Raw genomic sequence first — 19,271 nt, 5'->3', positions numbered from 1 at the left:
AAGAAGACGGCTGGGGACCATAAAACCTATTCCATGGCGGAATAAGTGACTACCATCCGGCCCATGGACAGATTGTTGGCAATGGAAATGTTCGTGCGCGTGGTCGAGACCGGCAGCTTCTCGAAGGCGGCGCGCGAGTTCAACACCACGCAGCCCACCGTGACCAAGCAGATCGCGGCCACTGAAGAGCGGCTGAAGGTGCGGCTGCTCAATCGCAACACGCGCGGCGTGAGCCTCACCGAGCCGGGCGCGCTGTACTACGAGAAGTGCAAGACCATCGTGCGCGAGGCCGAGGAGGCCGACAGCATCGTGCAGCTGCGGCAGAACCAGGCTCAGGGGCTGCTGCGCGTGGGCACCTCGGTGGCATTCGGGCGGCGCGTGGTGGTGCCGCTGGCACTCGAATACATGCGCCGGCATCCGCAGGTGCAGCTCGACCTGAGCTTCGAGGACCGCTACGTGGATCTGATCGCGCAGGGCATCGACGTGGCGATCCGCATGGGCAAGCTGGCCGATTCTTCGCTGGGTGCGCGCTACCTGGGGGTCAATCCGTGGGCGATGGTCGCGTCACCGGCCTACCTTAAGAAACACGGCACGCCGAAGCGTGCGCAGGACCTGAGCGCGCACGTGGCGCTCATCTACAGCAGCGTGGTGGGCGACGAGTTCTGGCGCATGCACACGCCCAAGGGCGAGCCGGTGACGGTGCCGGTGTCCGGCCGCTTCCGCTCCAACAATCTTTCCGCCGTGCTGGCCGCGGCGCGCGACGGGCTGGGCATTGCGCTGATGCCGCGCTACGTGGCCAGCGACTCGCTGGCCACGGGCAAGGTGCGCGAAGTGCTCGGCGACCACGCGCTGCCCGAGCAGGAGATCCACGCCGTCTTTCCCTCGCCCAAGCTGGTGCCGGGCAAGGTGTCGGGCTTCGTGGCCTTCCTGCAGGGGCGCTTCGACGAAGGCTGGTGGGCGGCCTGAGCTTCTTCAGGCCGCAACGAATGCGCCGTGCAGGCCCAGCGGCAACGCGTAAGGCAGCGTGGCCTGCGCCACCGGCCCCGCCGCCAGGTGGTCGGCCGCGAAGCACGACAGCACCGTCTTCTGCCGGCCGAAGTCGAGCACCGTGCCCAGTACCCAGCCAGGCTTCGAGCCGTCTGGCACGAAGACATGCTCTTCCACCATGGCCTGCGCGCCATAGTTGAAGCGCTGGCTGCGGCCGGTTTCGACGTCGGTGCGCGCGATCGAGCCGAAGCCCGGAATATCAGGGCGGATCTGCGTGGCATGAACCACGTTGCGGTGGCGCATGCCCACGCGGCGCGGGTCGATGCGCGGAAACTCGGCCTCCAGCGGCAGGGCCTTCTGCGTGGCCTCCCCAGTGCCGAGATTCAGCGTCGCGACGGTCAGGTGTGGATGGGTGCTTCTCACAATGCGCGCGCGCATCACTTCGCGGTTGGTCGTGAACACCGAGTCGGCGTTGTCCGAACGCACGTAGTCGATGTGGATCTGCGTGCCGCGCGGCGTGTCTTCTTCCCAGGCATTGCCGACGTGAAAGAGGAAGCCGGCCGGCAGCGTGAGCATCTGGCGCTTTTCCCAGTTCTGCTTGTCGACCACCAGCGCGCGCATGCCGAGCTCGGGCCGCCAGACGTGTGCGTCTAGGAAGCTCGCACCGGCCTCCTTGCGCTTGCCGTCGTAGACCAGCGGCGGCATCAGGAACACCAGGTGCCGCTCGGTCACGGCGAAGTCGTGGACCATCGGCATGTCAGCCACCGGCACCACGGCGGCGCGCCGCAGCGTGCCTTCGGGCGCAATCTCGTACAGCGCCAGCAGGCCCTGGCCGGAGCTCACGCCGAAGTTCCAGATAGTGCCGTTCGGATCGACCTTCGGGTGGGCCGAGAACGGCATGCCCGCGAGGTCGGCGCGCCAGGTCTTCACGCCCAGCGTGTCCAGCGTGCGCGCATCGATGCGCGTGGCCGAGCCGCCTTCCCACAGCGCCAGCACCTCGCCGCGCATCGGCAGCACGCTGGTGTTGGCGACGTTGATGCTGTCGGCCGAGGTTGGCGGTTCCACGCCCGGCGGCATGGTGCCGAAGGCCTCGAACAAGCGGCGGCCGGCCTTCGCCTCGGCCACGCGCTTGGGCGTGGCGACGTAGCGGCCCTGGTGGCGCACGTCGGCGCCGTCGATCACGAAGCTGTGCACCATGCCGTCACCGTCGAACCAGTGGTGGTAGCGCTCGCCGCCCAGGTCGTGGCCGGCCGGGCCGATGCGAAACAGCGTGCCGGCGACGGCATCGGGAAAGCGCCCGCGCACCGTGGCGCGGGTCGGCGGCAGGTCGCCTGCGGGCGTGGTGAAGCCGGTCTTCCAGGGCGCGCTGGCGGCTTCGAACTGGGCTTGCCAGTCGTCGGTGCCGGCGGCGCGCGCCAGCGGTGCCAGCAGGGGCAGGGCGCCGGCCGAAACCAGCAGGCGCAGGAGTTCGCGTCGTTCCATGGCGGTCTACTCCTCAGTGCAGGTGAATGACGGTCTGCAGGTCGGCGTCGACGCTGATCGCCGCGGCTTCGAAGGACGGCGGGGCGCGGTTGCCCTTGGCGTCGTTCGAGAAGCCGTAGCGCTCGGTCGGCATGCCCATGAGGTTGGTGTCGAGCTTGCCGTTGCCGTTCTCGTCGGCAAACACCCGCAGCGCGTAGCGCCCTGGCGCCAGCCCCGCGAACACGAGCCGGGCCTTGCCTTCGCGCATCGGCGCGGTCTGCGAGGCCACGGCCTTGCTGTCGGCGTAGCCGGCGGCGTCGTTGTACAGCGCGACGTAGAGCGTGGCTTCGGCGGTGGGGCCGTCGGCGACGCTCAGGCTCAGGTCGGCGGCAAGGGCGCCGAAAGGCGCGAGGGCCACGGCGGTGCACAGGGCGCGCACGACCGGGCGGGACAGGAGGGCGGGAAGTTGCATGGCAGGCCTCGTTGGAAGTTGGAGGCCCGACGATCTCGCAGGCTGGGCGCGGTGCCCAGCGCCATGTGACGAAACGCAGGTTTGCGCGCGTGAAATGCGCGCGGGCGGGGACAGAACGGGCCGGCGCCCGTGCCTGCCTCAGCCCTTTTTCTTGTCTCCGGCGCTTTCCGCGCCCTCAGCCGCCTCGTGGCCGTTGCCCACGTGCCCCGAATCCGCGAACAGGCTCCACGCAGCCATGAACAGCGCCGCGATCACCGGCCCGATCACGAAGCCGTTGATGCCGAAGATCGCCATGCCGCCGATGGTCGACATCAGCACGATGTAGTCGGGCATCTGCGTGTCCTTGCCCACCAGCACGGGGCGCAGGATGTTGTCGACCAGGCCGATCACGAACACGCCAACGAAGATCAGCACGCCGCCCTGCCAGAAATGCCCCGTGGCCAGGAAGTAGATGGCCACCGGCCCCCAGATCAGCGCGGCACCCACGGCGGGCAGCAGCGAGAGGAATGCCATCAGCACCGCCCACAGCAGCGCGCCCTGCACGCCGAGGAACCAGAAGGCCAGCCCGCCGATGGTGCCCTGCGCAATGGCCACAGCCACGTTGCCCTTCACGGTGGCGCGGATCACGGTGGTGAACTTGTTGAGCAGGTAGTGCGTGTGCGGCTTGGCGAGCGGCACGGCATCGCGCATCGTCTTCGACAGCGTCGCGCCGTCGCGCACCAGGAAGTACAGCAGGTACAGCATCACGAAGAAGCTGACGACAAAGTCGAAGGTGTTCTGCCCGATGGTGAGCGCCTGGCTCGCGATGATCTGGCTGGCCTGCCCCGCGATGGCCGACACGCGAGCCTGCCAGGCCGCCATGTCGCCGAGGTTGAAGCGCTCGACCAGGTTCAGCAGCCATTGCGGCGAGGCATCGAGGATCTGCTGGAAGTAGGCCGCGAAGTTGATCTGGCCCGAGCGGATGTTCTGCGTGACCAGCGCGATCTCTTGCACCAGCGACACGCCCACCATCGCCAGCGGCAGGATCACGATGAACAGGCAGATGGCCAGCGTCGACAGCGCAGCGGCATTGGGCTTGCCGCGCATTTTCTTCAGCAGCCACTTGTAGAGCGGCGTGAACAGGATCGCCAGCGCCACCCCCCACAGCACTGCGCCGAAGAACGGCATCAGCACCCAGAGGAAGGCGGCGGTCACGGCGGCGAGAAGGGCGAGGAACACGCCGCGCTGGAGTTGGGGTGAGTTCATAGTTGTCTCGGACTGTAGCCGAGCCGGAACCCACGGCCGTGTCAGCGGGCGCGCCCTTGTGCGGCGCAACAGGACTGGGGAGGAAATCCGCCGGAAGCGATGGCCCGGCGGGCTATGCCTGCTATCGAACAGATAGCTGCCACCGGTATTAATGCACGGCTTCAGCGCTTGGCGCGCGGCAACGCCACAGGCGCCAGCGTGGCGCGCAGCCGGCTCGGCGCGTCCGGCTCGGCGGCGGCATCGACCTCGAGCGAGCGCTCGACATTGCCGATGTGATCGAGCATCAGCCGCCGCGCCCCGGCGGTGTCGCCGGCCTCAAGGGCCGCGACGATGGCGCCGTGTTCCGAGCAAGACTGCCCCGCCTCGTGCTTCGACTGGTAGAGCGTGGCCGCCAGCGTGGTGCGCGCCGTGAGGTCGCGCAGCACGTCGACCAGCAATTGGTGTCCCATCTGCTCGGCCAGGCACACGTGGAAGTCGGCCAGCAGGAAGGCGCGAGTGGCGGCATCGGCGCCTTCGATGGCGCGCTGCTCGTCGGCGATGTGGTCACGCAGCTTGCGGATCACCTTCGACAGCGGCCGCCCCTCGCTCGCTTCGAGGATGCCGGCCTCGACGATGCGCCGTGCGGAGAAAGCATCGCGCGCCTCTTCGGCCGAAGGCTCCACCACGTACCAGCCGCGGCGCGATTGCACTTCGACAAAACCGCGCGCCTGCAGCTGCATCAGCGCCTCGCGCACCATCGTGCGGCTCACCGAGAAGTTCTCGGCCAGCGCCTGCTCGCCGAGCCGCTCGCCCGGCGCGAGCTTCTGCGCGAGGATGGCCTCGACGACGCGTTCGGCAATGACGGTGGGGCTGACGTCGGCGGGCATGTTTCTTTTCTTTTTCTTCTTCAGTGGGCGCTCGAGGCGGTGGAGGTGCCTGCGGTGTTCACCACGGGCTCTGCCAGCGGCTCGTCGTCAGGCGAGTAGCGGCCGTCGAGCACCGCGTGTGCGCGTTCACGGTCGATGTCGCCTTCCCAGGCGGCGATGGCAACGGTCGCCACGCAGTTGCCGATCAGGTTGCCCAGTGCGCGGGCGATGCCCATGAACCAGTCGACCGACAGCACCAGCACCAGCCCGATGGCGGGAATCGCCGGAATGGCGTGCAGCGTGGCGGCCAGCACCACGATGGCCGAGCCCGGCACGCCGTGCGCACCCTTGGACGTGACCAGTGCGATCGCCAGGATCGTCATCAGGTCGGTCATCGAGATCGGCGTGTTGGTGGCCTGCGCGATGAACACGGCCGCCAGCGTGATGTAGATGGAGAAGGCGTCGAGGTTGAACGAGTAGCCCGTGGGAATGACCAGGCCGACCGTCGAATCGCGGATGCCCATGCGGCGCAGCTTGGCCATGATCTGCGGCAGCACGCTGTCCGACGAGGTGGTGGCGAAGACGATGGTGAGCTCTTCGCGCAGGTAGCGCAGCAGCTTGATCAGGCTGAAGCCCGACATGCGCATCACCAGCCCGAGCACCACGAACACGAAGATCAGCACCGCGCCGTAGAAGAGCGCAACCAGCATGCCCAGCTGCTTGAGCGAGCCGATGCCGTACTGCCCGACCGTGAATGCAATGGCACCCAGCACGCCCAGCGGCGCCAGCTTGATGATGATTCCCATGATCTTGAACAGCACCAGCGAGAGTGCATCGACCACCACGGCCACCGGCTTGCCACGCTCGCCCAGCAGCGTGAGCGCGCAGCCGAAGAGCACCGCGAACAGCAGCACCTGCAGCACGTCGCCAGTGGCGAAGGCGTTGACCACCGTGGTCGGAATGAGCTTCATCAAAAACTCGACCGTGCCGCCGCTCGTGAGCTTGTCGGCGTTCGAGGCATAGGCGCTCATCGCGGCCGGGTCGAGCTTCGACGGGTCGACGTTCATGCCCGCGCCGGGCTGGAACACGAAGGCCAGCACCAGGCCCATCGCCAGCGCGATGGTGGTCAGCACCTCGAAGTAGATGAGCGACTTCACGCCCACCCGGCCCACGCGCTTCAGGTCTCCCGCGCCGGCAATGCCATGCACCACCACGCAGAACACCAGCACCGGGATGATCATCTTGATCAGCTTGATGAACCCGTCACCCAGCGGCTTGAGCTTGACGGCGTACTCGGGCGCGAAGAGCCCCGCGAGCACGCCGAGCACCAGCGCGATGACCACCTGACCGAAAAGCGATTTGGCGAAGCGAGGCATGGAGTCTCCTGTCTGTCTTGTCTAGGTTTTGCATGCAAGCAGCGCCTTGTCTTGCATACAAGAAATGTAGGCAAGAAGACTTTGGGAAGGTCAGAGGGTATTCCCGGGCCCGCCATTTGTTGATTGGAGTGAACTACTGCGGCTCGTCGTCCATACGCGGTTGTGACTCTCTCGTCAGCGTCTTGGCCAGCAACCGCAAGGTACTCGCGGAGGCTGCAGTGGCCTCGGAAAGAACGGCACCGCGCCGGTAGGCCAGCCCCAGGTCCATCGAGGGCACCGCGCTCGACACCACCGTCCTGCGAATTCGCCCGCCGTCGTGAGACCAGGGGCGAAACACCAGATCCGACAAGATGGTCACACCCACGTTCTGCGCAACGAGGCTGCGCACGGCCTCGATCGATTTGGTGCGGAACACGACCTTGGGCTTGAGCTTCATCGCGCCCCAGTAGCGGCCAACGGTGTCCACGTGCTCGTCCATGTCCAGCAGCACGAAGGGCAACTGCGCGATCTCACGCAGCGACACCGACTTGTGCGCCACCAGCGGATGGTCGAACGACGTCCACAGGCGGCGCTGCGACTTCAGCAGGTTCTCGCGCCGGATGTCCGGCGCGCGAGAGAGGTTCGACACCAGTACCACGGCCAGGTCGAACTCGCCGCTGCGCAGGCCATCCTCGATCTCGAGCCGGTTGCGCTCCACGGGCTCGAACTCGACCAGCGGCAGTTGCCTGCGCATCGCGCCGATGATCTTCGGCAGCATGTATTCGGACACGGTGTCGGTGATGGCGATCTGCACCCGCCCCTCGACCGAGGACACCGAGTTGCGGGTTTCCTCCACCGCTGCCTCGAGCGTGTGCAGCATGTGCTCCGCGTGCCGAAGAAAGCCCTCGCCCTGCACCGTGAGCCGCAGCCCGTCGGAGTGCCGCGTAAAGAGCTGCACCTTCAGCGTGGACTCCAGGTTCTTGAGCGAAGTGGTCAGCGACGGCTGACTCACATAGCAGCGCTGGGCCGCGCGGGACACCTGCCCCGTGTGCGCGGCAGCCACGAAGTGTTGCAGCTGCTTGATCGTTATCGACATAGATGCGCCCTATATCGCTCTATTGAAAATAGAGATTATGAATTGTCGATGGTAGTTCCTAACATCCGCGCAGCACGCCATGTCAGGCGTGTGACGAGGACGCCCACAGTTCCAGCAGCAGTAGCAGGAGAAACCCATGCCATCGACATCACAGACTTCCGCCGGCCCCGGCATCCACCCTCCTGTACCCCAAGATGCCCAGGCCGATGCCGGGCTGCTGAGCCGCCTGGGCCTGCGCTTCACGGCCTGGGCCGAGCGCTGGTTTCCCGACGCCTTCGTGTTCGCGGCCATCGCCGTGGTGGTGGTCGCGGGCGCCGCGCTGCTCAACGGATCGAGCCCGCAGGCGGTGGCCAAGTCCTTCGGCGACGGCTTCTGGAGCCTGATTGTTTTCACGATGCAGATGGCGCTGGTGGCCGTTGGCGGCTACGTGGTGGCGACCTCGCCGCCGGCCGCGCGGCTCATCCGCAAGCTGGCCGCACTGCCCGTGTCGGGGCGGCAGGCCATCGCGTACGTGGCAGCGATCAGCATGATCCTGTCGCTCTTCAACTGGGGCATTTCGCTGATCTTCAGCGCGCTCTACGTACGCGCGCTGGCCGGCCGCCTCGACCTGCGCATGGACTACCGTGCCGGCGGCGCGGCCGCCTACCTCGGCATGGGCGCGACCTGGGCGTTGGGGCTCAGCTCGTCGGCGGCGCAGTTGCAGGCCAACGCCAGCAGTCTGCCCAAGAGCATTCTTGACATCACCGGCGTGATCCCGTTCAGCCAGACCATCTTCCTGTGGCAGTCGGTCGTCGTGGCGCTGGTGTTGATCGTAGTGTCGGTGGCCATCGCGCTGTGGTCGGCGCCCGACGCGAAGCACGCGGTCACGGCGCAGGATCTGGGCGTGGACCTCACGGAAGCCAAGCCGGCCTCCCCCGATTCCGCCGGGCGCCGCCCCGGCGAGTGGTTCGAACGCAGCCCGCTGCTCACGCTGCTCCTGTGCGCGCTGGGCTTCGGCTGGTTGGCGCAGGAGTTCATGGCCAAGAGCCCGTTGATCGCGATCTCGGGCCTCAACACCTACAACCTGCTGTTCCTCATGATCGGGCTGCTGCTGCACTGGCGCCCGCGCAGCTTTCTCGACGCGGTGTCGCGTTCGGTGCCGTCGACGGCGGGCGTGATCATCCAGTTCCCGCTGTACGGTGCCATCGCGGCCATGCTGACCGCCGCCAAGGGCGACGGAGGCATCACGCTGTCGGACCGCATCGCGCACCTGTTCGTGAGCATCTCCAACGTCGACAGTTTCGCCGTGGTGATGGGGGCGTATTCCGCCGTGCTGGGCTTCTTCATTCCCTCGGGGGGCGGCAAGTGGATCATCGAGGCGCCCTACGTCATGCAGGCGGCCAACGACCTGAAGGTACACCTGGGCTGGGCCGTGCAGGTCTACAACGCGGCCGAGGCGCTGCCCAACCTGATCAACCCGTTCTGGATGCTGCCGCTGCTGGGCGTGCTGTCGCTGAAGGCGCGTGACATCGTGGGCTTTACCTTCCTGCAACTGCTGGTGCATGCGCCGCTGGTGCTCTTCATGCTGTGGGTCTTCGGCCGCACGCTGAGCTATGTTGCGCCGGTGATTCCTTGAATGCCTTGAGTCACGCAGGTTCCGGATGCAAGTGACGACGACGGCGGCAACGCAAACCAAGCAGGGCTACTGCACGCTCTGCCGTTCGCGCTGCGGCACGCTCAACGAGGTGCGCGACGACATGCTGGTGTCGGTACGGCCCGATGCCTCGCACCCCACCGGCCAGGCGATGTGCATGAAGGGCAAGGCCGCGCCCGAGCTTGTGCACAGCCCGCACCGCCTGCGCTACCCGATGCGCCGCACCAGGCCCAAGACCGAAGCGGATCCGGGCTGGGTGCGCATCGGCTGGGACGAGGCGCTGGCCGAGACCGCGCAGCGGCTGGGCGCCATCAAGGCCGAGAGCGGCGCCGAGTCGGTGGTGTTCGCCGTGACCACGCCCAGCGGCACACCACTGACGGACAGCATCGATTGGATCGAGCGCTTCGTGCGCCTCTTCGGCAGCCCCAACATCTGCTACGCGACCGAGGTCTGCAACTGGCACAAGGACTTCGCGCACGCCTTCACCTTCGGCTGCGGCATGCCCGCGGCCGACTACGCGCAGGCCGAACTGATCGTGCTGTGGGGCCACAACCCCGCGAACACCTGGCTGGCACAGGCCAATGCCATTGGCCGGGGTCGTGCGAAGGGGGCGAAGATGGTGGTGATCGATCCGCGCCCCACCGCGCTCGCGCGGCAGGCCGACACCTGGCTGCCCGTGCGACCCGGCACAGATGCGGCACTGGCGCTGGGGCTGATCCACCTGCTGATCGCCGACGCGCGCTTCGACGAAGACTTCGTGCGCGCTTGGACCAATGCCCCGTTGCTGGTGCGCGGCGACAACGGACACTTCCTGCGTGAGCAGGACCTGTGGCCCGATGCCGACGGCAACCGCTTCGTGGCGTGGAACGAGGCGCTCGCTTGTGCGGTGCCTTATGACACCGCGCAGGCGGCGCAAGCCCAGGACGCAGCCCACTTCCGCCTGCGCGGCGCGGTCGAGATCGATGTGGGCGCACATCGCCTGTCGTGCGCTCCGGCTTTCGAGCTGCTGGCCCAGGGCTGCGCCGCCTATACGCCGCCGGATGTCGAACGCATCACCGGCGTTGCTGAAGCCTCGTTGCGCGCGGTCGCCGATCTCTTTGGCACTTGCCGCCGCGTGGCCTACCACGCCTGGACTGGCATCGGCCAGCACACCAACGCCACACAGGCCGAACGCGCGGTCGCCACGCTGTATGCGCTGTGCGGCAGCTTCGACCGCATCGGCGCGAACCGCGTTCGCGTCGGTCCGAGCGTCAACGCCGTCAACTCGCTCTCACTGCTGCCCGACGCGCAGCGCGCCAAGGCGCTCGGTCTTGCGGAGCGCCCGATCGGCCCCCCCGCGCACGGTTGGGTGACGGCGCGCGACACCTACCGCGCGATTCTCGAAGGCGAGCCTTACAAGGTGCGCGCGATGATGGCCTTCGGCACCAACCTGCCCGTGTCGCAGGCCGACACCGCGCTCGCGCACCAGGCGCTGTCGCAGCTCGAATTCCACGTGCACTGCGACTTGTTTGAAACACCCGCCGCCCGTTACGCCGACATCCTGCTGCCGGTCAACACGCCATGGGAACGCGAAGGCCTGCGCATCGGCTTCGAGATCGACGACCGCGCGGCCGGTTGGGTGCAGTTGCGCCAGCGCATGGTTGCGCCGCGCGGCGAATCGCGCTCAGACAACGATGTGATCTTCGAACTGGCCACCCGCCTTGGCATGGGTGACGGCTTCTTCGGCGGCCGCCTCGACGCTGGCTGGAACCACATGCTCGAGCCGCTCGGCCTCACGGTCGACCAGTTGCGCGCCCGGCCCGAAGGCATTGCCTGCGCCATCGACGCAAGCGAGCAGAAATACGCCCGCGCCACGCCCACCGGCGTGCGCGGCTTCGACACCCCGACGCGCCGCGTCGAGCTCTATTCCGAAACCCTGCTGCGCCACGGCCAGCCGCCGGTCGCCACCTTCGTCGAACCGGCCGACACGCCGCGCGACGCGAAGGCCACGCGCCAGGGCCGCTTCCCCTATGTGCTGAGTTCGGCCAAGAACGGCTTCTATTGCCATAGCCAACACCGCAGCCTGCCTTCGCTGCGCAAGCGCGCGCCCGATCCGGTGGCCGAGCTGAGCCCCGCACTGGCGGCCGCCAAGGGCATCGCGGACGGTGACTGGATGCGCATCCGCACGCGCGTGGGCGAAGCCCGCTTCGTCGCACGCGTCACGCCTCAACTGGCGGACGACGTCATCGTTGCCGAGTTCGGCTGGTGGCAGGGCTGCCCCGAGCTCGACCGCGACGGCCTGCCGATCGAAGGAGCACTGGGCAGCAACTTCAACGCGCTGATATCCGCCGACAGCTGCGACCCGGTGAGCGGCTCGGTGCCGCACCGCTCCTTTCTCTGCGACATCGAACGCGACCCGGCTACCGGGACGCGGCAGCGCAAGTGGTCCGGCTACCGTCCCTTCCGCGTCAGCGAGCTGCGGCCCGAGGCCGATGGCGTGCTGGGTATCCACTTCGAGCCGGTCGACGACGGCAAGCTGCCCGACTACCGTCCCGGGCAGCACGTCGAGATGCAGTTGCATCTCGACGATGGCACGCAAGTCACGCGCGCCTACTCGCTCACAGGCGCGGCCGAGGTGCCGGGCCGGCGCAGCTACAGCGTGGCCGTGCGCCACCAGCGCGGCCGCTCGGCCGACGGCACGCCGCACGAGGGGCGCGTGTCGAGCCATCTGCACTGCGCGCTGAAGGTCGGCGACACCCTCACGCTACGTGCGCCGTCAGGCGGCTTCGTGCTGCCGCGCCACTCGCCGCAACCGCTGGTCTTCTTCGCGGGCGGCATCGGCATCACGCCCTTCATCAGCCTTCTCGAATCGCTTCCCGACGGCACGCAAGGGCCGGCCATCTGGCTCTACTACGCGAACCAGAACAGTACGACACACGCCTTTCGCGAGCGTATCGCGCAGCACCGCGCGCGTTTGCCGCAGTTGCGGGTCGTTGACCACTACAACGCACCACGGCCCCAGGAGCGCCTGGGCATCGACTACCACTCGAACCGCTACATCGACGCAAGCGTGGTGGACGATGCGCTGATCGCGCAGCGCGCCCGTTTCTACATGTGCGGACCACCCGCCATGATGGACGCCGTGACCGACGGGTTGATGGCGCGGGGCGTTCCGCGCTTCGACATCTTCAGCGAGGTATTCCGCTCGCCCAGCACGCCGCCCACCGACGGCGACCAGCACTTCACCGTCAACTTCGCGCGCTCGGGCCATGCCCCCGCGACGTGGACGCCCAGACAGGGCACGCTGCTGACTTTTGGCGAATCGCTCGGCCTGCAGATGGCCAGCGGCTGCCGCGTAGGCCAATGCGAGAGCTGCGCCGTGCGCCTGCTGGCCGGCAAGGTCCGTCATCTGCACGGCAGTGAGCCGGAAGACCCGTCCGTGTGCCTCGCCTGCCAAGCCGTCCCTCTCGAAGACGTGGTGCTCGAGGCATGACTGCGGGCACTTCCATCCACTTGATTCCATCCGCAACCCTATGAAAATCATCGATACGGAAAGCACCCGCCGTGCGCTGCCCTTCGAACGCTTGATCCCGGCGCTTCGGGAGATGTTCGTCGCTGGCTGCGAGGTGCCGTTACGGCACACGCATTCGCTCCAGGCCGGGGCGGACGACCCGCCCCGCACCGTGCTGGTCATGCCGGCGTGGCAACGCGACCGCTACCTGGGCATCAAGACCGTGACCATCTTCCCGGACAACGCGCAGCGCGGCCTGCCCGGACTGTTCTCGACCTATGTGCTGTACGACGCAAGCACCGGCGAGCCGCTGGCGCAGATCGACGGCAACGAGATCACTTCGCGGCGCACCGCTGCCGCATCGGCCCTGGCCGCGTCCTATCTCGCGCCTGCGGGTTCGCGCAGTCTGCTGGTCGTGGGCTGCGGGCGTGTCGGCAGTCTTGTTCCCGAGGCCTACCGTGCCGTGCTTCCCATCGAACGAGTCGTGGTGTGGGACCGCGACGAATCCGCAGCGAAGGCACTCGCTGCGCGGCTGTGCGCGCAGAACATCGAGGCGGCCGTCGCGCCGGACCTCGCCAAGGCGGTGAACGATGTCGACGTCGTGAGCTGTGCCACGCTCGCCACGCAGCCACTGGTGCAGGGCGCGTGGCTGCGGCCGCGCAGCCACCTCGACCTGATCGGCAGCTTCACGCCGCAGATGCGCGAAGCCGACGATGCCTGCTTTGCTGGCGCACGCCTGTTTGTCGATACGCAAGAAGCGTTGGACAAGAGCGGCGAACTGCTCGGGCCCATGTCGCGCGGCGTGTTCGCCGCCGCAGATGTAGCGGGAGAGTTGGCCGATCTGGCCGCGGGCAGGATTCAGGGACGAGCCGAAAGTGACGGGCGGACCGTCTTCAAGGCCGTGGGTACCGCGCTGGAGGACTTGGCCGCTGCAGTGCTGGTCTATGAGGCTTCCGATCCGCACTGAGCACTTACCTTCGCAGGCCGTCGCTACATGATCTCAAAGAATCGCTTTTCTCGACCTCTCGCGTCCCAAACTTCACAGAAGTCGATTTGCCCCGCCGTTTCCAGACATGTCAGATGGCGTCTTGCGTATCAAAGTGCGCGCCGTTCATGCGGGCTACCTGATGCGCCTATGGTCCGTGGATCGGCTAGTCCAGAACATTGATACTTGCACAGCTGTCACTTGGAGTTTGGTCTAGAGGGGGCAGTCCACGACTTTGTTTTTTGCCTGCCTTTTTGCAGTACTAGCTGATCAACGGCCTACATGTCTTCTGGTCCATCGGTTTGTTCCCCTTGGGCAGCTGCCCAAGGGGGAACAAAGCGGTGGGATGCAAGCGGGGCACATGTCGCACCGAAGCGCCACGCTGGCTGAGAGAGGTCCTCGTCGGGTCTATGCGGAAGGAGGCGGGGGCGCGGTGGTAACCGTCGCCTGAGCCTGTTCCGCCTCGCAGCGTTTCTTGAACTCGGCGTGGAGCTCCAGGAAGTGTTCCAGGACGTGCTTGTCGAGATCGTGGCGAGCCTTGATCCATGCCTCGACCGCCGGGTTCTTCTTCGCATCGATGAAGTACGCCCACCAGTAGTTGTAGACCAGCTCTTTGTCGAAGGCTTTCTTCTTGACCAGGAGAGCCACGGTATCGAGCATGCCCAGCATGCTCTTTGCCGCATCGTCAAAGTCCTGGCCTTCTGCAACAGCCTTTTGCACGAGCTTCCAGTCGGCCATCAGCCCGGCGGTCCGCTTCTCGAGAAATCCGACGGTTTCCCGGTAGCGGGCGGACTTCGTGTCCGCGTAGAGCTTCCAGATGAATGTGCATATGCCTGCGACCAGCGCCAGCAGCGAAAGCCAGTCGCGAAACGCAACGCCATTCTGCTGCGTCATCTGCTGGGCACACGCCGAGAGAATTTCGTTCATGCCTTGTGCTCCTTCGTCGTGAAAGCAGGCCATGGAGGCCGTCCCGAGTCTGTGCTTTCTCGACGGATGCAGCATCCCTCGAATGCGGGAGGCGCCTGCTCGGCACGTTGCGGCGGCATGGCCGCCGTGCCGCGCCGTGCCGAAGACGCGGCCCCGGACGGGCAGGTCCGGTCCGGGGGCTTGCGAGGAAATCAGAGGGTATTTCCGGGCCCTCTGTCGCCCGGTTTGCAGGGGTGCTCTGTCGGGGCGCGTGCTTACTTGTCGTGATGCAGGTACGTCGCCTGCTTCGGCAGCAGCAGGCTGACGAGGAAGGCCACCCCCATCATTCCCGTCACGTACCAGTAGAAGTACGACTCGTGCCCGATCGACTTCAGCCCCAGCGCCACGTATTCCGCGCTGCCGCCGAAGATGGCATTGCCCACCGCGTACGACAGGCCTACGCCCAGTGCACGAATCTCGGGCGGGAACATCTCGGCCTTCACGATGCCGCTGATCGAGGTGTAGAAGCTCACCACCGCCAGCGCGAGCGTGATCAGCATGCCGGCCACCAGAGGGCTGCTCACGCTTTGCAGGTTGCTCAGCACCGGCACCGTCATCAGCGCGCCCAGTGCGCCGAACAGCAGCATGTTGGTGCGGCGGCCGATGCGGTCCGACAGCGCGCCGAACAGCGGCTGCATGCACATGTAGATGAACAGGCATGCCGTCATCACGTTGCTTGCGGTCTTGATCGACATGCCGGCCGAGTTCACCAGGTACTTCTGCATGTAGGTGGTGAATGTGTAGAAGATCAGCGAGCCGCCGGCCGTGTAGCCCAGCACCACGAAGAAGGCGCGCTTGTGGTTCGTGAACAGTTCGCGCATCGAGCCGGCGCCCTTGGCGGCGCGGGTCTTGGTGCTGGCGGTTTCGGTCAGCGTGCGGCGCAGCATGAGTGCGACCACCGCGGCGATGGCGCCGATGACGAACGGAATGCGCCAGCCCCAGCTCTTGAGCTCGGCCTCGTCGAGCACCTGCTGCAGCACCACCACGACAACCACCGCCAGCAATTGGCCGCCGATCAGCGTGACGTACTGGAACGACGAGAAGAAGCCGCGCTGTCCGCGCATCGCCACTTCGCTCATGTAGGTGGCGGTGGTGCCGTATTCGCCACCGACCGACAGGCCCTGCAGCAGCCGTGCGGCCAGCAGCAGCGCGGGCGCAGCGGCGCCGATCTGTGCATAGGTCGGCAGGCAGGCGATGACCAGCGAGCCCACGCACATCATGACGACCGAAGTCACCATCGAAGTCTTGCGACCCTTGCGGTCGGCCAGGCGGCCGAACAGCCAGCCGCCGATAGGGCGCATGAGAAAACCGGCAGCGAACACGCCAGCGGTGTTCAGCAGCTGCACGGTGGGGTCGGACTTGGGGAAGAACGCCGGCGCGAAGTAGATGGCGCAGAAGGCGTAGACGTAGAAGTCGAACCACTCCACCAGGTTGCCGGACGAGGCGGCAAAGATGGCGAAGATGCGCTTGCGCTTTTCTTCGAAGGTGTACGGGGTGTTGTTGGCGGTGGTCGCGTCGGGGCTGGAGGCGCCGGCGGTCGCACTGCTTGCGATGGCGGTCATGAAAAGGGGTCCTTGCTTGTCTCTTGCTGCGGCCCGCCGCAAAGCCGCGCGAAGCCGTTCCGCCGAGTCTGTCCGGCCGCCGCCGGGTTGTCGTCCGTAGCCTGCCGCCGGGCGGCTACGTATCGGTACGCAAGGGTAAATACCTAGAATGGGGTGCCGCAAGCAAGCGGGCTCGCAATGGGGGTCGATGATGGAAGAGCAGAACATCCGGACGGCTATCGACAGACATTGGGCTGCGTCCGCCGCAGGCGACCAGGTCGTCGAGCATGAGATCTATCACGACGATGCCGTGTGCACCTACCCGCAGTCAGGCGAGGTCATCCACGGCCGGCACAACCTGCAGGCACTTCGCAGCCATCACCCCGGCAAGCCATCTGGGTTTGTGGTCCGGCGGATCGTGGGGGAGGGCAGTCTCTGGATCACCGAGTATGCGATCGACTACGGGGGCAAGAGCGCCTTCACCGTGAGCATCATGGAGTTCCGGGGTGGAAAGGTGTCGCGCGAGACTCAATACTTTGCCGATCCCTTCGACGCCCCCGCTTGGCGCGCCCAGTGGGTCGAACGGGCAGCGTGATTGCGCACAAGCTGATGTTCAAATTCAGGAGACACCGCGCCCCGCCAGAAGGAGTTCTCGCCGCCATGACATGGTCACTGTTCTACCGCTTCGACAACGAGGTGCCCACCGACTTCCACGAATTGCGCCAGTTCGGCAGCTCACTGTGGGCCGCGAGTGGCAAGGTGAAAACCATGGGGCGCTCCAGCGTCGCCGAGTTTGCCAGTCCGCAGGCCGCGAAGGACGCCCTCGTGCAGCGCAGCAGCGAGATCGAGGCCCAGGGCTACAAGCGGGTGCGCCAGGGCACACACGACCCGGCTCGCATCGACTTCCCCCTGCTCACCGCCGAGATTCGCGATGGTGCTCGCCGCGCCTTCCAGGCCATTCGCGCAGCCCACCCCGACGAAACCATCCGCCTCTTCGCGCTCGGCAGTGACGACAGCGCGATGACCATCGTCCACGCCGCCGGCGTTCTTGCGCTGGGCGAGCCCGGCGACATGGACGACGAAAGCGAGATCTGGTGCTCCGCCGAGTGGCCCCATTCGGAGGGCGACGAGTTCCTCGACATCGCCTACCGCATGATTCTGCCCTGCCACCGCAATGACTTGCCCTGCAGTGTTGAGTTCGACGTCTTGCACGCGGGCCTCTTCGAAGCCTGCGTCGCTGCGATGGAACAACTTGATCGCGAAGGGTTCTTTGGTACTGGCGCGGTGCGTGAAGAGGTTGTACTGCTGTGCCAGAGCGAAGGCGCCGAGGACATGGAAGGGTCGATTGCCCGGCTCAATACTCCGCGTGTGGTGGGGCGACTTGAACGCTGGATCAAGCTCTGCGAGTGAGTTCCGATGGGGATGGTCTTGGCGGGTTAACGGTCAGCGGAAACGCCGAAATCCGCAAATCGGTCATCTTTCAGCGTGTGCAAGAAACTGGACTGGCTGTTCTAGGCAAGGGAGGAGCCAAGGGTCGGCGAGGAAAGCCTCGACAGGACTGCAGTGCGGCAGACATCCAGAATTTCATCGGCGAGTGGTGAGTCGTCAGGACACGCCCGTGACAGCACTATTGCGCCGATTACCTGTGCAATGACGTCGATCCGCTTGGCACGCGCGTCGCCGCACTGATCGCCTTCCTCGGTCGCGCCGCACTGGTTTGCCAGGTTCGCCAGCAAGCTTTCAACGCCGGCCGCAAAAGCCGTCTTGATCGACTCCGTCTGACGCGCGGCATCTCCGCATAGTGCGGCCATCGTGCAACCGTCACCAGGAGCATCGCGGTGCTCACGGGACAAGTAGTGCTTGACGAACTCCATCGCATCGACGCCTTCGGCCTTGGCCGCCGTCTGCGCAAAACCGCATGTTGCCGCTTCTGCCATCAGGTCGGCCTTGGACCCGAAGTGCTTGTAGAAGCCACCATGGGTGAATCCTGCGCCCGCCATCAAGTCCGCAATCCCCACCCCGTCATAGCCTCGCTCGCGAAACAGCGTGGAGGCCGTCTCGACGATGTGTGCCCGGTTCGCCTGGGCCTGCGCTTTGGTGACCTTCATGTCCAGGATCTCTCTAGATGTGCCATCAGTGAAGTCATGAATATACATTGATGTTAATCATCATCAAACCCCTTGACAACAAAGATGACAATCGACATCATTAAGCCAACTCACCTCGGAAGGCTTCTGGAAATGAGCGATACCCACCTGACCGCCCCCCCTCTTCGAGGTGGATGGCGACAAATTCGCCTATCGCCGCTGGGGCAACACGCGATCCAGTTCCTGAAGGAGTGATGCCGCCCGCATCCCCTTTTTCTGCCTGACCAACGACCTTTTCGATCAAGAGAAAACACATGACATCCCATTCCACTGTTCTCATCACGGGCGCCTCGACCGGCATTGGCGCCATCTATGCCGACCGCTTCGCACGCCGCGGCCACGACCTTGTGCTGGTGGCACGCGACAAGGCGCGCCTGGAAACGCTCGCTGCGCGCCTGCGCGAGGAAACCGGCGCTGCCGTCGATATCCTTCCGGCCGACCTGACCCAGCCCGGCGATCTGGCCGCAGTCGAGACACGCCTGCGCGAGGACACCAGGATCGAAACCCTGATCAACAACGCCGGGGCTGCACTATCCGGTCACTTCATCGACCAATCGACAGACGATGTCGCCCGACTGGTCAGTCTCAACACCACCGCACTCGTCAGGCTGGCGAGCGCCGTCGCCCCGCGCCTGGCGCAGGCTGGCAAAGGCGCGATCGTCAACATCGGCTCGGTGGTCGGCCTGGCGCCCGAGTTCGGCATGTCGGTCTACGGCGCGACCAAGGCCTTCGTGCTGTTCCTGTCCCAGGGGCTGAGCCTGGAGCTCACGCCCAAGGGTGTCTACGTGCAGGCGGTGTTGCCAGCCGGAACCCGTACCGAGATATGGGAGCGCGCGGGCATCGACAGCAGCGCGATGCCTGATCTGATGGGCGTGGAAGAGCTGGTAGATGCCGCACTGGTCGGATTCGACCGCCGCGAACTCGTGACCATCCCGCCGCTGCATGATGGCGCGCGCTGGGAGGTGCTGAACGCGGCACGGCAGACCTTGATCGGGGACATCCGGCAGGCGCATGTGGCAGAGCGCTATCGAGCCGCCGCCTGAAACCG

16 protein-coding genes are annotated in these 19,271 nt (G+C 66.1%); 7 read left to right on the top strand and 9 right to left on the bottom strand.

What is annotated here, in order from left to right:
* Positions 1 to 63 precede the first annotated feature (63 nt).
* Positions 64 to 966 carry a LysR family transcriptional regulator gene (locus tag BLW48_RS24705; RefSeq protein ID WP_093058148.1) on the top strand — a complete coding sequence of 301 codons (903 nt, stop codon included), beginning with the start codon at positions 64 to 66 and terminating at the stop codon, positions 964 to 966.
* A gap of 6 nt (positions 967 to 972) precedes the next feature.
* Here the strand turns inward: BLW48_RS24705 and BLW48_RS24700 are convergent, their stop codons facing one another.
* From BLW48_RS24700 to BLW48_RS24675, 6 genes are all read right to left on the bottom strand, one after another.
* Positions 973 to 2,469 carry a carotenoid oxygenase family protein gene (locus BLW48_RS24700; protein ID WP_093178031.1) on the bottom strand — a complete coding sequence of 499 codons (1,497 nt, stop codon included), beginning with the start codon at positions 2,467 to 2,469 and terminating at the stop codon, positions 973 to 975.
* A 13-nt stretch (positions 2,470 to 2,482) separates the two neighbouring features.
* Entirely contained in the window at positions 2,483 to 2,920 is a 438-nt protein-coding gene (locus BLW48_RS24695) for a DUF2141 domain-containing protein (RefSeq protein WP_093058150.1), read from the bottom strand.
* Between the two features lie 138 nt (positions 2,921 to 3,058).
* Positions 3,059 to 4,165: an AI-2E family transporter gene (locus BLW48_RS24690; RefSeq protein WP_093080517.1), complete on the bottom strand. Its 1,107-nt coding sequence runs from the start codon at positions 4,163 to 4,165 to the stop codon at positions 3,059 to 3,061.
* Between the two features lie 161 nt (positions 4,166 to 4,326).
* The gene (locus tag BLW48_RS24685) at positions 4,327 to 5,031 is read right to left on the bottom strand and encodes a GntR family transcriptional regulator (protein ID WP_093080515.1); all 705 of its coding nucleotides are present in this window, start codon (positions 5,029 to 5,031) and stop codon (positions 4,327 to 4,329) included.
* A gap of 20 nt (positions 5,032 to 5,051) precedes the next feature.
* Positions 5,052 to 6,386: a C4-dicarboxylate transporter DctA gene (locus tag BLW48_RS24680; protein WP_093178030.1), complete on the bottom strand. Its 1,335-nt coding sequence runs from the start codon at positions 6,384 to 6,386 to the stop codon at positions 5,052 to 5,054.
* A gap of 133 nt (positions 6,387 to 6,519) precedes the next feature.
* Entirely contained in the window at positions 6,520 to 7,461 is a 942-nt protein-coding gene (locus BLW48_RS24675) for a LysR family transcriptional regulator (protein WP_093178028.1), read from the bottom strand.
* Positions 7,462 to 7,597: 136 nt separating this feature from the next.
* Here BLW48_RS24675 and BLW48_RS24670 point away from each other — a divergent pair, with 136 nt between their 5' ends.
* The 3 genes from BLW48_RS24670 to BLW48_RS24660 are packed head-to-tail and all read left to right on the top strand — an operon-like array spanning position 7,598 to position 13,551.
* Positions 7,598 to 9,076, top strand: a complete 1,479-nt coding sequence (locus BLW48_RS24670; RefSeq protein WP_218137521.1) for a short-chain fatty acid transporter — start codon at positions 7,598 to 7,600, stop codon at positions 9,074 to 9,076.
* A 25-nt stretch (positions 9,077 to 9,101) separates the two neighbouring features.
* On the top strand, positions 9,102 to 12,566 hold the full coding sequence (locus BLW48_RS24665; RefSeq protein WP_093178026.1) for a molybdopterin-dependent oxidoreductase: 3,465 nt from the start codon (positions 9,102 to 9,104) through the stop codon (positions 12,564 to 12,566).
* Between the two features lie 40 nt (positions 12,567 to 12,606).
* Positions 12,607 to 13,551 carry a bifunctional Delta(1)-pyrroline-2-carboxylate/Delta(1)-piperideine-2-carboxylate reductase gene (locus BLW48_RS24660; RefSeq protein WP_093178025.1) on the top strand — a complete coding sequence of 315 codons (945 nt, stop codon included), beginning with the start codon at positions 12,607 to 12,609 and terminating at the stop codon, positions 13,549 to 13,551.
* A gap of 426 nt (positions 13,552 to 13,977) precedes the next feature.
* Here the strand turns inward: BLW48_RS24660 and BLW48_RS24655 are convergent, their stop codons facing one another.
* Positions 13,978 to 14,496 carry a DUF4760 domain-containing protein gene (locus tag BLW48_RS24655; RefSeq protein ID WP_093178023.1) on the bottom strand — a complete coding sequence of 173 codons (519 nt, stop codon included), beginning with the start codon at positions 14,494 to 14,496 and terminating at the stop codon, positions 13,978 to 13,980.
* A gap of 254 nt (positions 14,497 to 14,750) precedes the next feature.
* The gene (locus BLW48_RS24650) at positions 14,751 to 16,097 is read right to left on the bottom strand and encodes an MFS family transporter (protein ID WP_093178022.1); all 1,347 of its coding nucleotides are present in this window, start codon (positions 16,095 to 16,097) and stop codon (positions 14,751 to 14,753) included.
* A 190-nt stretch (positions 16,098 to 16,287) separates the two neighbouring features.
* Between BLW48_RS24650 and BLW48_RS24645 the strand changes: the two genes are divergently transcribed.
* The gene (locus BLW48_RS24645) at positions 16,288 to 16,671 is read left to right on the top strand and encodes a nuclear transport factor 2 family protein (RefSeq protein WP_093178199.1); all 384 of its coding nucleotides are present in this window, start codon (positions 16,288 to 16,290) and stop codon (positions 16,669 to 16,671) included.
* A gap of 65 nt (positions 16,672 to 16,736) precedes the next feature.
* Entirely contained in the window at positions 16,737 to 17,486 is a 750-nt protein-coding gene (locus tag BLW48_RS24640; RefSeq protein ID WP_093178020.1) for a DUF4303 domain-containing protein, read from the top strand.
* A gap of 101 nt (positions 17,487 to 17,587) precedes the next feature.
* Here the strand turns inward: BLW48_RS24640 and BLW48_RS24635 are convergent, their stop codons facing one another.
* Positions 17,588 to 18,184, bottom strand: coding sequence for a TetR/AcrR family transcriptional regulator (locus BLW48_RS24635; RefSeq protein ID WP_176928943.1), 597 nt, complete (start codon positions 18,182 to 18,184; stop codon positions 17,588 to 17,590).
* Positions 18,185 to 18,477: 293 nt separating this feature from the next.
* Between BLW48_RS24635 and BLW48_RS24630 the strand changes: the two genes are divergently transcribed.
* Positions 18,478 to 19,266, top strand: coding sequence for an SDR family NAD(P)-dependent oxidoreductase (locus BLW48_RS24630; RefSeq protein WP_093080495.1), 789 nt, complete (start codon positions 18,478 to 18,480; stop codon positions 19,264 to 19,266).
* The last annotated feature ends 5 nt before the right edge of the window (positions 19,267 to 19,271 follow it).

This window comes from Variovorax sp. YR266 (assembly GCF_900107295.1).
GTDB lineage: Bacteria > Pseudomonadota > Gammaproteobacteria > Burkholderiales > Burkholderiaceae_C > Variovorax.
Note: the sequence above shows the minus strand (reverse complement) of the source record. Positions and strands in the feature narration are given on the sequence as shown.

What these genes read in the sequence shown, in the direction of transcription:
- BLW48_RS24705 (WP_093058148.1), top strand. Translation starts at nt 64, where the DNA reads ATGGACAGATTGTTGGCAATGGAAATGTTCGTGCGCGTGGTCGAGACC.
- BLW48_RS24700 (WP_093178031.1), bottom strand. Translation starts at nt 2,469, where the DNA reads ATGGAACGACGCGAACTCCTGCGCCTGCTGGTTTCGGCCGGCGCCCTG.
- BLW48_RS24695 (WP_093058150.1), bottom strand. Translation starts at nt 2,920, where the DNA reads ATGCAACTTCCCGCCCTCCTGTCCCGCCCGGTCGTGCGCGCCCTGTGC.
- BLW48_RS24690 (WP_093080517.1), bottom strand. Translation starts at nt 4,165, where the DNA reads ATGAACTCACCCCAACTCCAGCGCGGCGTGTTCCTCGCCCTTCTCGCC.
- BLW48_RS24685 (WP_093080515.1), bottom strand. Translation starts at nt 5,031, where the DNA reads ATGCCCGCCGACGTCAGCCCCACCGTCATTGCCGAACGCGTCGTCGAG.
- BLW48_RS24680 (WP_093178030.1), bottom strand. Translation starts at nt 6,386, where the DNA reads ATGCCTCGCTTCGCCAAATCGCTTTTCGGTCAGGTGGTCATCGCGCTG.
- BLW48_RS24675 (WP_093178028.1), bottom strand. Translation starts at nt 7,461, where the DNA reads ATGTCGATAACGATCAAGCAGCTGCAACACTTCGTGGCTGCCGCGCAC.
- BLW48_RS24670 (WP_218137521.1), top strand. Translation starts at nt 7,598, where the DNA reads ATGCCATCGACATCACAGACTTCCGCCGGCCCCGGCATCCACCCTCCT.
- BLW48_RS24665 (WP_093178026.1), top strand. Translation starts at nt 9,102, where the DNA reads ATGCAAGTGACGACGACGGCGGCAACGCAAACCAAGCAGGGCTACTGC.
- BLW48_RS24660 (WP_093178025.1), top strand. Translation starts at nt 12,607, where the DNA reads ATGAAAATCATCGATACGGAAAGCACCCGCCGTGCGCTGCCCTTCGAA.
- BLW48_RS24655 (WP_093178023.1), bottom strand. Translation starts at nt 14,496, where the DNA reads ATGAACGAAATTCTCTCGGCGTGTGCCCAGCAGATGACGCAGCAGAAT.
- BLW48_RS24650 (WP_093178022.1), bottom strand. Translation starts at nt 16,097, where the DNA reads ATGACCGCCATCGCAAGCAGTGCGACCGCCGGCGCCTCCAGCCCCGAC.
- BLW48_RS24645 (WP_093178199.1), top strand. Translation starts at nt 16,288, where the DNA reads ATGGAAGAGCAGAACATCCGGACGGCTATCGACAGACATTGGGCTGCG.
- BLW48_RS24640 (WP_093178020.1), top strand. Translation starts at nt 16,737, where the DNA reads ATGACATGGTCACTGTTCTACCGCTTCGACAACGAGGTGCCCACCGAC.
- BLW48_RS24635 (WP_176928943.1), bottom strand. Translation starts at nt 18,184, where the DNA reads ATGAAGGTCACCAAAGCGCAGGCCCAGGCGAACCGGGCACACATCGTC.
- BLW48_RS24630 (WP_093080495.1), top strand. Translation starts at nt 18,478, where the DNA reads ATGACATCCCATTCCACTGTTCTCATCACGGGCGCCTCGACCGGCATT.